The sequence below is a fragment of the Rahnella sp. PD4 genome (assembly GCF_049199325.1).
GTDB lineage: Bacteria > Pseudomonadota > Gammaproteobacteria > Enterobacterales > Enterobacteriaceae > Rahnella > Rahnella perminowiae.
In genome coordinates, this window is record NZ_JBLZQF010000001.1 from 149,505 (window position 1) to 164,497 (window position 14,993).

Consider the following 14,993-nt stretch of genomic DNA (forward strand, 5'->3'; position numbering starts at 1 on the left):
GCCTGTTCAGTCAGAAAGAGTCAGATTCATAACGCCGGCGCTGTCCGGCGTTGTCACGTTATAACGCAGTAATGATTAAGAGAATGACGTTTTGAATTATCAGTTGATCACCACCAATGACGCGCTTGAGCAAGTTTGTCTTCAGGCAAAAGCGCACAGTAAAATTGCGCTGGATACCGAATTTGTCCGCACCCGCACTTACTACCCGCAACTGGGGCTCATCCAGCTATTTGATGGCGAACGTCTGACGCTGATTGACCCTTTGCCGATCACCGCCTGGCAACCTTTCATCGATTTGCTGGTTAACCCTGATGTTATCAAATTCCTTCACGCAGGCAGTGAAGACCTTGAAGTGTTTCTGAATGCCTTCGGGGTGATGCCTTCGCCGCTGATTGACACGCAGATCCTCGCCGCCTTCAGCGGGCGCCCATTATCCTGTGGTTTTGCGCGTCTGGTGGCGGAAACCACCGGCGTCGAGCTGGATAAAAGTGAATCGCGCACCGACTGGATCGCCCGTCCGCTGAGCGAAAAACAGTGCGTCTATGCCGCTGCTGATGTGTGGTATTTGCTGCCGCTGGCCGATCAACTGATGCGCGAAACCCGGGAAGCAGGGTGGATGGACGCTGCACTGGATGAATGCCTTGCCCTGTGCCGGCGTCGTAAAGAGGTGCTGCAACCGGAACTGGCTTATCTGGAAATCAGTAACGCTTTTCAGTTGCGTCCGCGTCAGCTGGGTTGCCTGAAATTGTTAGCCGCGTGGCGCCTTAACCAGGCCCGCCAGCGTGATCTGGCCGTTAATTTTGTCGTACGTGAGGAAAACCTCTGGCAGGTGGCGCGCTATCAGCCAACGTCGCTGGGGGAGCTGGAAGCGCTGGGTCTGAGTGGTCCGGAAATTCGCTATCACGGACGTACGTTGCTGGCGCTGGTGGAAGAATCTCATGCACTGGAGGAAACTGAACTCCCCGCACCGGTGCTGAATCTGATTGACCAGCCGGGTTACCGCAAAGTGTTTAAGGATATTAAAGCACTCATTCAGACTGTCAGTGAGGAAAGCAAACTGAGCGTGGAAATGCTGGCTTCACGTCGCCAGATTAATCAGTTACTGACCTATCACTGGAAGTTAAAAGATAAAGAATCACAGCCGGAATTAATCAGTGGCTGGCGGGGGAAGTTGTTAGCCGAAAGACTGAAAGAAATTTTGAGTAATTACTGATCCTTCTTTTATGAAAGAAAGTGGGTAAGCGTTAAAAAAAGAGCGGGCATATGTCCCGCTCTTTTAATTTTATATTATCCCGATAACGCTTAAGCATAAAAAATGCGTATTAGGCAGTGTAGAGAGAGTAAATTCCAGCCTGAATAAGATGAGTCTTAATCAAATTTATCAATAATAAAAACAAACAGAGGGGAAATGAGCTTCTTGCATGGATATATATACAGTGATTATTTACGGCGCAGAGACAATAACAGAAGGGATCGAGATAAAGGACAGTAGCCCCCTGCGGTAACAGGGGGCGCTATACTGAAAAAAACACCTGCAAACAAGCTGCTGTCATTTAGGCGCTTCTTCTGATTCAGGCAGGGTGACGTTAAGTTCCAGTACGGAAATATCGTCACCTTTTTGCTCGAACTGAACCTGCAGCATTTCGGGGTCAATCTTAATGTACTTACAGATGACCGCCAGAATGTCTCGTTTCAGTTCAGGCAGATATGATGGTTCACTATCCCCTCGACGCCGTTCGGCTACGATGATCTGTAGCCGTTCCTTGGCTATATTGGCTGTCGATTTTTTGCGGGACAGAAAGAAATCTAACAATGCCATGGTTTATCCCCCAAAAAGGCGTTTCAGGAAACTCTTCTTCTCTTCCTCAATGAAACGGAATGCGCGTTCTTCCCCAAGCAGACGGCTGACAGTATCGTCATACGCTTTCCCTGCATCAGATTCCTGATCCAGAATGACCGGCTCGCCCTGGTTGGACGCACGCAGTACAGACTGATCTTCCGGAATAACGCCGATCAGAGGAATACGCAAGATTTCCAGCACATCTTCCATGCTCAGCATGTCGCCACGGCTGACACGGCCCGGGTTGTAACGGGTAAGAAGCAGATGTTCTTTGATAGGCTCTAAGCCTTGTTCCGCACGACGGGATTTTGAAGACAAAATGCCCAGAATGCGGTCGGAGTCACGAACGGACGAGACTTCAGGGTTAGTAGTAATCACGGCTTCATCGGCGAAATACAACGCCATCAGTGCGCCGGTTTCGATGCCCGCCGGAGAATCACACACGACGAAGTCAAATTCCATTTCGGCTAAATCGTTGAGGATTTTCTCTACGCCTTCGCGGGTCAGTGCGTCTTTGTCGCGGGTTTGCGAAGCCGGAAGAATGAACAGGTTTTCGGTGCGTTTATCTTTGATAAGCGCCTGATTCAGCGTGGCATCACCCTGGATCACGTTAACGAAATCATAAACCACCCGGCGCTCACAGCCCATAATCAGGTCGAGATTACGCAGACCGATATCAAAATCGATAACAACAGTCTTTTTGCCTTTTTGAGCTAAACCGGTAGCAATGGCCGCGCTTGAAGTGGTCTTGCCAACGCCCCCTTTACCCGATGTAACAACTATGATGCGTGCCATGAATGGATTCCTTGTCAAAAGGGCTTAGTTTAAAGGTTGTATGGTTAACACATTATTTAACAGGCTAAGGCGTGCAGCCTGACCGAGATAATCGGCCGGGATTTGATCACTCAGCCAGTATTGCCCTGCGATAGAGACGAGTTCAGCGCCTAGCTGCGTGCAAAAGATCTGACAATTTGCATCGCCTGCGGCGCCAGCCAGCGCTCTGCCTCTCATCATGCCGTAGATATGGATATTGCCATCGGCAATCAGCTCCGCACCTGCGCTGACACTGTTGGTTATGATGAGGTCGCTGTTACGGGCATAAATTTGTTGGCCGGATCTGACCGGTGTACTGACAATGCGGGTTTTAGCCGGGGCATTGTCGGGCACAACAGGAGCCGGTGGTTCTGAGGCGATACGCTGTGCACGGCCTTCACTCAGCAGCGGTAAGCCGGTGCGGGAAAGTGCGCGTTTTTGCGCTTCATCTTTGCAACCACTGATGCCAACAATGCGAAAGCCTGCAGAAGCGACAGCCTGTTGAATGTCTTTCCAGTTTGCTTCACCGTTCAGCGAGGCAACGTTGATAACAACAGGGGCATTTTTCAAAAAAGCAGGCGCTTGCTCCACTTTTTCCTGTAATGCCTGATAAATAACCTCAGGTTGTGAACTATGTAAATGAACAACCGATAAGGTAAAACTGCTGCCTTTTAGTTCTATTGGCGATTGTGACATCTATCCTGACTCAGTCTCAGCAACTCTAAATCCCCGGAATACCACTCGGGGGGCGATATTCCGATGTACGATAAGCATGTTATAGTTACAGTTATATCTAGGCAAGCCACCGTTTCAATAAAATAGAGTTAAAAAAATGCTTTGTGTGATCTATAGAAGTACTAAACGCGACCAGACTTATCTGTATGTCGAAAAAAAAGACGATTTTTCCCGTGTACCTGAAGAATTACTGAAAGGTTTTGGCGTGCCACAATTTTCAATGATGTTAAACCTGGCGAACCGTGAAAAACTGGCCACGGCGGATATTGCTAACGTGCGTCAGTCGCTGGAAGAACAGGGTTATTATCTGCAAGTTCCGCCGCCAGCAGAAAGTTTATTGAATATTCATCTTAACGACGCCAGTAAATAACGTATTCCTGACATTTGTTACGGCAATCCTCGAACTTTCGGACGGCATGACTTGCATTCATGGTTGTCGTGCTCAAAGCTTAGAGTGATGAATCACTTGCAGAAGTCAAAAGGAAGAAATTGATGAAATTGTCGGCACTGGCCGTGTTAACACCGCTGATCATCCTCAGCGGTTGTGCAGCACAGAAAGCTACATCAGAGCAAACTCCCGCCCCGTCCACTACGGCTAACCCGCCAATTGCCGCCGCACCGGCAGCGCCTTCAGGCAAAACATCCCTGGCTGAACAGGGGCGGGATCCTGCTGAATTTCCGGCTTATGTCGAACAACTCAAAGCACAAGCCCGCACACAAGGGATCAGCCAGCAGACAATAGACAGCACCTTCGCCAACATTCATTTTGTTGACCGCGTGATCAATTCAGATCGCAATCAGCTCGAAAAGAAAATTACCCTCGACGATTATCTGACCCGCGTTCTGCCTGAGTGGAAAATTAAGCAGGGACAGGAGCAGTTTCAGCGTAATTTGCCTGCGCTGACCCGCGTCAGCGACCGCTATGGCGTTCAGCCGCAGTACATTGTGGCGTTATGGGCTATGGAAAGCAGCTTCGGGAAAATACAGGGTAAAGAAGATGTCTTCTCCGCGCTGGCCACACTGGCTTTCGAAGGGCGTCGTGAAGCGTTCTTCACGAAAGAATTTATGTCTGCGCTTAAAATTGTCGATTCAGGACACGCCACCAGCGATATGATGAAAGGTTCCTGGGCAGGTGCGATGGGACAGTCGCAGTTTATGCCAAGTTCTTATCTGACCTACGGTGCTGACGGTAACGGCGATGGCAAAATAGACATCTGGAAAAATACCGATGATGTTTTTGCCTCTACAGCCAATTATTTAGCAAAAGAAGGTTGGAAGGGCGATCAGGGCTGGGGTCAGGAAGTGAAATTACCGGCTAACTTTGATGGCGCTCTGGCAGGGCTGAAAAACAACCAGATGCATCCTGCCAGTTACTGGCAGCAGCGCGGCGTAACGCAGGTTGACGGCAGCCCGCTGTCCTCGACAGCCACCCGTGCATGGATTATCACACCGGATGATACGCAGGGGCGCGCATTCCTGGTTTACGATAACTTCCGCACGATCATGCGCTGGAACCGTTCAACCTATTTCGCCCTGAGTATCGGCATGATGGCCGATGCCATTACGGGCGCTCAGGTGCCGGTGATTTCCGGCGATTCCGCTCCGGCACCTGCTGCACCGTTAGCGCCGGCACCGCATAACCCGTTCAGCGGCTGAAATTCCTAACCTCAGGGAGGGGCTGTATGTACCAACACAGAGACTGGCATGGCGCGTTACTGGATTTCCCGGTCAACAAAGTAGTGTGTGTCGGCAGTAACTATGCCGATCATATTAAAGAGATGGGCGGGAAGAAAGCGGCGGAACCGGTGCTATTTATCAAGCCGGAAACCGCCTTATGCGATTTTCGTCAGCCCATTGCCATTCCGAAGGATCTGGGTTCGGTACATCATGAAATCGAGCTGGCAGTGCTTATCGGCACACCGTTGAAGCAGGCGACGGAAGATCGTGTCGCCAATGCTATCGCCGGTTACGGGCTGGCGCTTGATCTGACGCTGCGGGATTTGCAGACGGCGTTCAAACAAGCCGGACAACCCTGGGAAAAAGCCAAAGGGTTTGACGGTTCCTGTCCGATGAGCGGATTTATTCCGGTGAGCGAATTTGGTGATGCACAACAGGCTAAACTCCGGTTAGAGATCAACGGAGAAGTCCGTCAGGCCGGGAATACCCGCGATATGCTGACACCGCTTCTGCCGCTGATTGCCTATATGAGCCGCTTCTTTACGCTGCGTGCGGGTGACATCATTCTGACCGGTACGCCACATGGCATCGGCCCGTTAAAAGCGGGTGACGAAATTGTGGCTACACTTAATGGTAAACAGGTTAACTCACGCGTGATCTGACGGTGTTTCTCCTCTCCGCCGGAGCTGTTTTCCGGCGGCTTTACTTGCATCTGCAGGCTAAAGCGTCTATATAAGCACCCTCATTTTCTCTATACCGGATGCACATCATGACTGAACCCGCTTTTTGGCAGCAAAAAACGCTGTCTGAAATGACCGACGAAGAATGGGAAGCATTGTGCGATGGCTGCGGACAATGCTGCTTGCATAAGCTGATCGATGAAGACACCGATGAAATCTACTTCACCAACGTTGCCTGTAATCAGCTCAACATCAAATCGTGCCAGTGTCGCAACTACGAACGTCGTTTCACGCTGGAAGAAGATTGCATCAAACTGACCCGCGAAAATCTGACAACCTTCGACTGGCTGCCGCCAACCTGCGCCTATCGTCTGATCGGTGAAGGACGCCCGTTGCTCCCGTGGCATCCGCTGCTGAACAAAGCATCAAAATCAGCCATGCACACGGCACAGATTTCCGTACGCTACATCGCTGTGCGTGAAGATGACGTGGAAGACTGGCAGGATCACATCCTGAACAAGCCAAGCTGGGCGAAATAAGCTGATTTTGTCCGTCATCAGAAAGCAAAAAGCCCCGGCAATTTATGGCCGGGGCTTTTTTATTACCGATGCTTTTACACTAGATCCCGGAGTCGGGTGTGACACCGTTCATGGCACTCAGTGCTTCAGCATCCAGCTCCGGATCGGCTTTATCAATCAGCCGGGTTAGTTCAATAAGTGCCTGGAATTGTTCGAACAAAATCGTCGCGTCTGATTTAAGCATCTCATCAGCAGAATCGAGCACTGAATTGATGGCTTTATTGACGCTTTCGATAGTTTCCTGGGGGCCGCCATTTTTACCAAGCGTTAAAAATACAGCACTCAGCAAAAGGGACTGAGCCTCAACCTGAGCGGTAAGTTGCTTGGAATCAGCTTCCATCCTGGAGATCTTTGCGACCATACTTAAGATGATATTTTTCATTCATTGCCCCTTCAGACAAAGAGTATTTGTTGCTTCTTATTTCTACGCCAGGTTATGAAAACTTCATAATCATATTTGGTAAAACTCAGCGGATTGTCGAAGCCGCTGAGAACATCAGGCATCAGGACGCTTTTTCCCTTCTTCGATAAAATCTTCATCAATCTCATCGGTATTATTCTGATGATCTCTGCCGGAAAGAATGTTCCAGCAGGCGATGAATAATGCTGCGATCAGCGGACCAATCACGAAGCCATTGATGCCATACACTTCCATGCCACCCAGGGTGGTGATCAGGATAAGGTAATCCGGCATTTTAGTGTCTTTACCGACCAGTAACGGACGTAAGACGTTATCCACAATGCCAATCACCACAACGAAGAAGACCACAATAAAGATCCCCTGCCAAAGCATGCCGGACGCGAAGAAATAAATCGCTGCGGGTACCCAGATAATGGCCGATCCCACTGCCGGAATGATCGACAGGAACGCCATCAGCGCGCCCCAAAGCAGACTTCCGTCCAGACCGGCGATGTAAAATGCAACACCGCCCAGCGCACCCTGTACAATCGCCACCACAACGGTCCCTTTTACTGTCGCGCGCGAAACTGCTGCAAACTTCATAAACAGGTGATGCTTCACATAGCGTGACAGCGGCAGCGTGGCGAGAGTCATATTGACCAGATAAGCGCCATCTTTGATCAGGAAGAACAAGATATACAGCATGATGCCGAAACCTACGACAAAGCCGAACGTGCTCTTACCTATCACGAAAACACTCCCGGCAAGATACTGGCTGCCCTGAAGTGCTGCATCAGAAAGTTTTTTCTGGATCTCCGCCGTGCTGTCGAGATCGTTATCCGACAGGAAGTGTCGTGCCCACCGTGGTAAATGGTGGATAAAATCCGCCAGGATCACGGGTAACTGTGTCTGATTTCCCTGCAGTTTGGTGTAAACCGTATTGAATTCAAGCGCCAGCGACGAGGTTATAATCGCCAGCGGTGTGAAGACAATCAGACAAATAATCAAAACGGTCAGCAGAGAGACGATACCGTTACGATCGCCGACAACCTGTTTAAGCCGGTTTTTTAGCGGATTGAAGATGACAGCAAGAATAATTGCCCATAGTACGGAAGAATAGTAAGGCCTTAATACATCAAAAAAAGCCAAAGTTACGATAAGAAGAATCGCAATGAAAAAGCCTTTTGAAAATCCCTTAATGAACATGTTTTTTCCTCTGATAAATCTTTTAGCCCTCGTAGCATAGAATGCATTGAGAAATTTACAAAGGTAGGTTTCTTTTTATGCAGCGCAGCGTGCCGGGAAGGAGAAAATGTGACCTCTGATCAAAACCAACGTCGGGATTAATGGGACTCCGCCATTGCCCCCGCGTTAATACCTTGTCATTCCATTTCCCTTAAATGCCACTGCTGCCTTCTTCCCTGATGTTTAAAGTTTATTTAAACAGGCCGTATAACACGAAACCAGCGACGATCCAGAAGGCGACGCAGGCTCCAACACAAATGACCCAAATGGCCCAGACGGGAAGATTTTTCATTGCACGTTCCAATAATGGTAATAAAACTCACAGAGGCAGAAAGCCCGTGTTGATCGGGCGCTGCAGATAATACATCACGTCTGTTAGGGATAACATCTTCTCCTCCACAGACATAAAAAAAGCGCCATGATAGGCGCTTTTTTGTTTCAACGATAGTTTAATTAACGACCAAATAAATCGCGGCGTTTGGGTTTGACGAACTGAGCCAGCAGCACCAGAACAGCAATTACCATGAACACGCTGAAAATCACAACCAGCCACTGGGGCATGCCCAGTGACAGGAATTCCCACTGTTTTTCTGCACAATCACCGCTGGCGATAAACATCCACGGGAACCACTTGTCCAGTGGTAACCATGTTGGGAAACGCGCGGCAAAATCACAGGTGGCGAACGGAGAAGGGTGCAGCTGAATCATGGTGTGTTCCCATGACAGGCGGATACCTTCGTAAGCGCTGTAGATCCAGATAAGGATCCCGGCATAACGCAACCACGTAGAAGGCGCGATAGCACCGACGAGGCCAGCCAGCAGAATCCCCATCAGGGCACAACGTTCATAAATACACATGACACAGGGCTTAAGTAACATCACGTGTTGGAAATACAGTGCAACCAGCTCAAGTGCCAGTGCAGTCAGAGCCATCAGAAGCCATGCACCGCGGCCTTGTGAACAGCGGTTAAGATATTGCAACATAGAAAATTTTTCCCTGCAGTGAGCTACTGACACGCAGTGTAAACCAATTGCTTGCCGCTGCCAGCCTGTCCGATTAAATATTCGGTAAATAATTAATATAAATCGGACAATTCGACTTTAAATTCTGTAATTTTCTGAGTGAAGCCGTTTAGAGGAAATTACTGACTCACGCTTACCCCGATCAATGCACCGTCATGATTTGCGTTACCGGGGGCAAACTCAGCCATCCCATGTCGTTAAACCACTGCGTCATATCGGGCAGCAGATACTGAACACACAACAGGCCAACCAGCGTCATGACGACGGTGTATGGCAATGCCATCCAGACCATTCTTCCATAAGAAAGCCGGATCAGCGGTGCGAGGGCAGAAGTCAGCAGGAACAGGAATGCCGCCTGACCATTTGGTGTCGCCACGGAAGGCAGGTTAGTACCGGTATTAATCGCCACCGCCAGCATCTCAAATTGTTTCAGATCGATGATGCCATTTTCCAGCGCCGATTTTGCTTCGTTGATGTAAACCGTACCGACGAAAACGTTATCTGACACCGAGGAAAGCAATCCGTTGAACAGGTAAAATAGCGAAAGCTGGCTCGATGGCGCAGCCTGAAGCACAAAGTGAATGATAGGGCTGAACAGATGTTGTTCTACGATCACGGCGACAATGGCAAAAAACACCGTCAGCAGGGCGGTAAACGGCAGTGAATCCTGGAATGCCTTGCCGATCGCATGTTCATCCGTGACGCCGCATAATGCGGTTGCAAAGATAATCACCGTAAGGCCAATCAGGCCAACTTCAGCCAGATGGAATGCCAGCGCAACAATCAGCCACACGCCAATCAGCGCCTGTATGGCCAGTTTAATACGTTCCTGCCGGGTGCTGTTCTCGCTGTTCTTTTGATCAAACTTTTTAAGTACTTCATACACCGGGTGTGGCAGTTGCGCACCGTAGCCAAACCAGCGGAAGCGTTCTACCAGGGCACATACGATTAATCCACAGATAAAAACGGGCACGCTGACGGGCGACATGCGGATCAGGAAATCGGTGAATTGCCAGCCTGCACTTTTCGCGATGATCAGGTTTTGCGGTTCGCCAACCATCGTCATCACGCCGCCGAGTGCCGTACCGACACCGGCGTGCATCATCAGGCTGCGTAAAAATGCGCGGAATTGTTCAAGTACCGCCTGGTGCTGCTGATTACCCGTAAACGAACTGTCATCGGTGATCTCAGCATTTTCGTTCTGATTTGAAGCAACGTTGTGATAAATCGAATAAAAGCCCGCTGAAACGCTGATCACCACGGCAATCACGGTCAATGCGTCCAGGAAGGCGGAGAGAAATGCCGCAGCAAAACAGAAAGCCAGTGAAAGGGCGATTTTGTTGCGCAGATTCAATAACAGTTTGGTGAACACGGTTAACAGTAACTGCTTCATGAAATAGATGCCAGCAACCATGAAAATCAGCAACAAGATGACTTCCAGATTAGCAGAGACTTCTTCGCGGATGCGCTCTGCGCTGGTCATGCCGATCATCACGGCTTCGATGGCGAGCAATCCACCCGGCTGCAGCGGGTAGCATTTAAGCGCCATGCCTAATGTTAAAATGAACTCGACGACCAGCAACCAGCCCGCGATAAAAGGACTGACCAGGAAGAAAATCAGCGGGTTAATGATCAGAAAAGCCAGAATTGCTATTTTGTACCAGGCTGGCGACTGACCGAGAAAATTCTTTATAAATGCACGACTGTAGGTTGTTTCCATATTCCCTAAAGATCCTTTATATAGCTTGTCAATATGTCAAAAAGATAAGTAAGTTTAATCGTCTGACTGGATTTTTCCAATGCCAGGGACAAGGTAATAAACGCTTGAAAAAGGTGAAATTCTGTAAGCCCTTCCACAGTTTCAGCATTAGTTCCCTGCGGACGCTATAACAGGGCATTTTCATCTGGTATGATGAGCAGAACTATATCCCTAATAAAAGCCCCACACGGAACGACAAACACATGGTTATTAAGGCACAAAGTCCTGCCGGTTTTGCCGAAGAGTATATCATCGAAAGTATCTGGAACAGCCGCTTCCCTCCGGGCTCCATTTTGCCTGCTGAGAGAGAGCTTTCAGAACTCATTGGCGTGACCCGAACCACATTGCGTGAAGTGTTACAGCGGCTTGCCCGAGACGGTTGGTTAACTATCCAGCATGGCAAGCCGACGAAAGTGAATAATTTCTGGGAAACATCCGGCCTGAATATTCTTGAAACGCTGGCGCGTCTGGATCACGACAGCGTACCGCAACTGATTGATAATCTGCTGTCCGTGCGTACTAACATCGCGACGATTTTTATCCGTAAAGCGATGCGTACCAACCCGGAGGAAACCCAGCAGGTTCTCGCTAAGGCTACAGAGGTGGAAGATCATGCCGAAGCGTTTACGGCGCTTGATTACGGTATTTTCCGTGGTCTGGCATTTGCTTCCGGTAACCCGATTTATGGTCTTATCATCAACGGGCTGCGGGGTCTTTATACCCGCGTCGGACGCTATTACTTCTCCAACCCTGAAGCGCGCAAATTAGCCATCAGCTTTTATAAAAAACTGTCAGAAATTTGCCACGAAAAAAGCTACGAACAAATTGTGGATTGTGTGCGCAATTATGGACGTCAGAGTGGTGAAATCTGGCACAGCATGCAGGGCGCGATGCCGGGTGATCTGACTGAGCAAAAGCATCGTTAAGAGTGAGATAGACAAATATCAGAAAGGGCGCTCAGCGCCCTTTTTTAATGCCAGAAGCCTATTCAGTTACAGCGGCGTCGGACGTGGCGGGCAGCGCTCCAGCAGTTCAACGCTGCCATCTTCATTGAGTTGCTCGATGAAGACATCGAAGCCCCACAGACGGTGGACGTGTTTCATGACTTCACGACGGCTCTTATCAAGCGGCGCGCGATCCTGAGGAATATAGCGCAAGGTCAGCGAACGGTCTCCGCGCAAATCCACATTCCAGACCTGAATATTCGGTTCGTGATTGCTCAGATTGTATTGCGCCGATAATTCCTGACGGATTGCACGATAACCTTCCTCATTATGGATGGCGGCGATTTCCAGGTAGTTATTGTGATCATCATCGAGCACCGTAAACAAACGGAAATCACGCATCACTTTCGGTGAAAGAAACTGGCTGATGAAGCTTTCGTCCTTAAAGTCACGCATCGCAAAATGCAGCGTGTCGAGCCAGTCTGACCCGGCGATATCCGGGAACCAGTAGCGGTCTTCCTCCGTCGGCTCCTGACAGATACGCTTGATGTCCTGCATCATCGCAAAACCCAGAGCATACGGGTTGATGCCACTGTAATACGGGCTGTTATAAGGCGGCTGATACACCACATTCGTGTGACTGTGCAGAAACTCCAGGATGAAACGGTCGGAGACTTTTCCTTCGTCATACAGATGATTCAGGATGGTGTAATGCCAGAACGTCGCCCAGCCTTCGTTCATGACCTGTGTTTGCTTCTGCGGGTAAAAATACTGGCTGATTTTACGCACAATACGCAAAATTTCCCGCTGCCAGGATTCCAGCAGAGGGGCATTTTTTTCCATAAAATACAGCAGATTTTCCTGCGGTTCCGGCGGGAAACGGCGTGCCTGTTCTGGTGTGTCTACGCTGTCTTTGCGCGGCAATGTTTTCCACAGGGAATTCACCTGGCTTTGCAGGTATTCCTCGCGGCTTTTTTGCCGTGCCAGTTCCTCCTGCAGCGATATTTTTTGCGGACGCTTATAGCGGTCAACCCCGTAATTCATCAGCGCATGGCAGGAGTCCAGCAGTTTCTCGACTTCATCGACCCCGTAACGCTCTTCGCATTCGCTGATATAACGTTTGGCGAACAGCAGGTAATCGACGATGGAACTGGCGTCGGTCCAGCTTTTAAACAGATAGTTATTTTTGAAGAAAGAATTATGCCCGTAGCAGGCGTGCGCCATCACCAGCGCCTGCATGGTGATGGTATTTTCTTCCATCAGATAGGCGATACAGGGATTGGAGTTAATGACGATTTCGTACGCCAGACCTTGCTGCCCGTGTTTGTACAATTGTTCGGTTTCGATGAATTTCTTCCCGAACGACCAGTGTGTGTAATTGATCGGCATGCCAATACTGGAATAGGCATCCATCATTTGTTCGGAGGTAATGATCTCGATTTGATGCGGATAAGTTTCCAGCCGGTAGGACTTTGCCACCCGGTCAATCTCTTCAAGATAGGTTTGCAATAACTCAAACGTCCAGTCCGGTCCATCGCTAAGACGTTTGTCCTCAGTTTTTTGCTCATGGGTCACTGTCGTCATAAGCCGCACCCTCATTCAGTTATGGACGTTACAGAGTGTTTGATTCACAACCTTTTCTTAAGATTTCGTACGTCCATTGATAATCGTAGCTCAATCTGAGTGTGTCGTTAGATAAACACCTTGAATCCCTTCCTCAACAAATCTATATCCTTATGGCAGGACACTGTCAATCGGGGGCCATGAAGAACCCAAAGCCGCAGGCAGTCAGGCTTTGGGTGAACAACCGGAGAGAATAAAACGAACGGCGGGGATTAACTGCGGATAAATTCTAACAAATCTTGATTTATCTGATCTTTATGGGTGCTGCACAAACCATGAGAGGCACCCGAATAAACTTTACGTTTACCATTCGGTAACAATTTAAGCGCGGCTTCGCTGGAGGATGCCGGTGGCACAATCTGGTCATCATCACCGTAAATCACCAGCGTCGGGATAGTCATTTTTTTCAGATCTTCGCGCTGGTCGGTTTCAGAAAACGCTTTGACACAATCATAAAGTGCCTTGATTGAACCCTGCATACCCTGCAACCAGAAGCTCTGACGCAAGCCTTCGGATGCCTGCGCACCCGGGCGGTTAAAGCCATAAAAGGCATCAGGCAAATCGAGGAAGAACTGTGAACGGTCTTTCCGTACGCCTTCACGGATCCCGTCGAAAACAGAAAGCGGCAAACCGACCGGGTTGAATTCAGTTTTGATCATAATCGGTGGCACCGCGCCAATCAGCACCGCTTTTGCCACACGTGAAGTGCCATGCCGGCCGATATAACGGGCCACCTCGCCACCGCCGGTGGAGTGCCCGACGTGAATGGCATCCTTAAGGTCCAGATGCGCTGTCAGCTCGGCCATATCATCACCGTACTGGTCCATATTATTGCCCTCCCAGGTCTGGGAAGAACGTCCGTGGCCGCGGCGGTCATGGGCGATAACGCGATAACCTTTATTCGCCAGAAACAGCATTTGATCTTCAAAAGCATCAGATGACAGGGGCCAGCCGTGACTGAAAACCACCGGCTGGCCGCTGCCCCAGTCCTTATAAAAAAGTTGTGTACCCTCTTTAAGCTTCAGAAAGTTTGAGTTATTCACAGGCGACTCCTTATGGCTGAAATGAACAGTGCGGATATGAATCCACTCGAAGTGTAGGTCAGTAATTAAACAGTTGCGATGTGCATCACATTTTAAACTGACAATATCGCAGGACTAGGTGGCAAAAATTAACCGATGTTGAACGCGGGGGGATATATTGAAACCTGGTGTCCCGGTGACGCCGCCAGAATTTTGCTTATTAAGGGCACTATTCTCCCTGCTCTCTGCGCCTTACGGATCAGCTTCTGCTTTGCCTCGTTTATAAATCCCCGTTCAACCGGAACGTCAATTTTCTGTCCGGGACGAGGGAATATCACACTTGCGATGGTTTGTGGTGTTTTGTTCTTTAAATGTAACGATATAAAAGAATAAAAAACTAAAACAAAACGCCGCCTGAAGTCCCGGATATCTTCTGATTTCAATGAAGTCATTGCTGTCATATCGCCATAAATTTCTTCCCGGATGGCCAGAATGTTGCGAAATATCATTATTTATTTGTGGCTATTGAAAAAAATGCTGTCATGAACGATAAATAAATGTGAAAGACCTCACGGTTATGAGTGGCTGTGTTGGTGATTTTTCTTAGTCAGGTTAATTTCCTGTCATCAGAATATTATGCTTTGTTTTGTCGCG

The 14,993-nt window shown here is 49.1% G+C and carries 16 protein-coding genes; 6 read left to right on the top strand and 10 right to left on the bottom strand.

Annotated features, from left to right (window positions below):
• The first annotated feature begins 91 nt into the window (after positions 1–91).
• Positions 92–1,213: a ribonuclease D gene (gene rnd / locus ACOZIO_RS00660; protein ID WP_129990811.1), complete on the top strand. Its 1,122-nt coding sequence runs from the start codon at positions 92–94 to the stop codon at positions 1,211–1,213.
• A 336-nt stretch (positions 1,214–1,549) separates the two neighbouring features.
• Here the strand turns inward: rnd and minE are convergent, their stop codons facing one another.
• Genes minE through minC form a run of 3 tightly spaced genes read right to left on the bottom strand, consistent with a single transcriptional unit; the run spans position 1,550 to position 3,349 of the window.
• Positions 1,550–1,819, bottom strand: coding sequence for a cell division topological specificity factor MinE (gene minE, locus ACOZIO_RS00665; RefSeq protein WP_112290033.1), 270 nt, complete (start codon positions 1,817–1,819; stop codon positions 1,550–1,552).
• Between the two features lie 3 nt (positions 1,820–1,822).
• A complete protein-coding gene (gene minD, locus ACOZIO_RS00670) occupies positions 1,823–2,635 on the bottom strand; it encodes a septum site-determining protein MinD (protein ID WP_013575324.1) in 813 nt (270 codons plus the stop codon).
• A 24-nt stretch (positions 2,636–2,659) separates the two neighbouring features.
• A complete protein-coding gene (minC, locus tag ACOZIO_RS00675) occupies positions 2,660–3,349 on the bottom strand; it encodes a septum site-determining protein MinC (protein ID WP_129951113.1) in 690 nt (229 codons plus the stop codon).
• A gap of 136 nt (positions 3,350–3,485) precedes the next feature.
• Between minC and ACOZIO_RS00680 the strand changes: the two genes are divergently transcribed.
• The 4 genes from ACOZIO_RS00680 to ACOZIO_RS00695 all read left to right on the top strand — a co-directional run bounded on the left by ACOZIO_RS00680 (position 3,486) and on the right by ACOZIO_RS00695 (position 6,284).
• The gene (locus ACOZIO_RS00680; RefSeq protein ID WP_129951114.1) at positions 3,486–3,758 is read left to right on the top strand and encodes a YcgL domain-containing protein; all 273 of its coding nucleotides are present in this window, start codon (positions 3,486–3,488) and stop codon (positions 3,756–3,758) included.
• A gap of 122 nt (positions 3,759–3,880) precedes the next feature.
• The gene (locus ACOZIO_RS00685; RefSeq protein ID WP_421594811.1) at positions 3,881–5,044 is read left to right on the top strand and encodes a lytic murein transglycosylase; all 1,164 of its coding nucleotides are present in this window, start codon (positions 3,881–3,883) and stop codon (positions 5,042–5,044) included.
• A 26-nt stretch (positions 5,045–5,070) separates the two neighbouring features.
• Complete coding sequence (locus ACOZIO_RS00690) at positions 5,071–5,727, top strand: fumarylacetoacetate hydrolase family protein (protein ID WP_421594812.1); 657 nt, start codon at positions 5,071–5,073, stop codon at positions 5,725–5,727.
• Positions 5,728–5,834: 107 nt separating this feature from the next.
• Complete coding sequence (locus tag ACOZIO_RS00695; protein WP_129951117.1) at positions 5,835–6,284, top strand: YcgN family cysteine cluster protein; 450 nt, start codon at positions 5,835–5,837, stop codon at positions 6,282–6,284.
• 79 nt (positions 6,285–6,363) lie between these two features.
• On the opposite strand, the gene iraP is transcribed toward ACOZIO_RS00695, so the two are convergent.
• From iraP to nhaB, 4 genes are all read right to left on the bottom strand, one after another.
• Complete coding sequence (iraP, locus tag ACOZIO_RS00700; RefSeq protein ID WP_129951118.1) at positions 6,364–6,705, bottom strand: anti-adapter protein IraP; 342 nt, start codon at positions 6,703–6,705, stop codon at positions 6,364–6,366.
• Positions 6,706–6,819: 114 nt separating this feature from the next.
• A complete protein-coding gene (locus ACOZIO_RS00705; protein WP_129951119.1) occupies positions 6,820–7,929 on the bottom strand; it encodes an AI-2E family transporter in 1,110 nt (369 codons plus the stop codon).
• Between the two features lie 492 nt (positions 7,930–8,421).
• The gene (gene dsbB / locus ACOZIO_RS00710; RefSeq protein WP_015697193.1) at positions 8,422–8,952 is read right to left on the bottom strand and encodes a disulfide bond formation protein DsbB; all 531 of its coding nucleotides are present in this window, start codon (positions 8,950–8,952) and stop codon (positions 8,422–8,424) included.
• 181 nt (positions 8,953–9,133) lie between these two features.
• Positions 9,134–10,711 (bottom strand): sodium/proton antiporter NhaB, encoded by a 1,578-nt coding sequence (gene nhaB / locus ACOZIO_RS00715; RefSeq protein ID WP_129951120.1) that lies wholly within the window; start codon positions 10,709–10,711, stop codon positions 9,134–9,136.
• 242 nt (positions 10,712–10,953) lie between these two features.
• Here nhaB and fadR point away from each other — a divergent pair, with 242 nt between their 5' ends.
• Entirely contained in the window at positions 10,954–11,676 is a 723-nt protein-coding gene (gene fadR / locus ACOZIO_RS00720) for a fatty acid metabolism transcriptional regulator FadR (RefSeq protein ID WP_129951121.1), read from the top strand.
• A gap of 66 nt (positions 11,677–11,742) precedes the next feature.
• Here fadR and ACOZIO_RS00725 read toward each other — a convergent pair whose 3' ends face one another.
• From ACOZIO_RS00725 to ACOZIO_RS00735, 3 genes are all read right to left on the bottom strand, one after another.
• Positions 11,743–13,278 (bottom strand): SpoVR family protein, encoded by a 1,536-nt coding sequence (locus tag ACOZIO_RS00725; protein ID WP_217157259.1) that lies wholly within the window; start codon positions 13,276–13,278, stop codon positions 11,743–11,745.
• 251 nt (positions 13,279–13,529) lie between these two features.
• Positions 13,530–14,360, bottom strand: a complete 831-nt coding sequence (locus ACOZIO_RS00730) for an alpha/beta fold hydrolase (RefSeq protein WP_421594813.1) — start codon at positions 14,358–14,360, stop codon at positions 13,530–13,532.
• Between the two features lie 128 nt (positions 14,361–14,488).
• Complete coding sequence (locus tag ACOZIO_RS00735) at positions 14,489–14,800, bottom strand: hypothetical protein (protein ID WP_421594814.1); 312 nt, start codon at positions 14,798–14,800, stop codon at positions 14,489–14,491.
• Positions 14,801–14,993 lie beyond the last annotated feature (193 nt).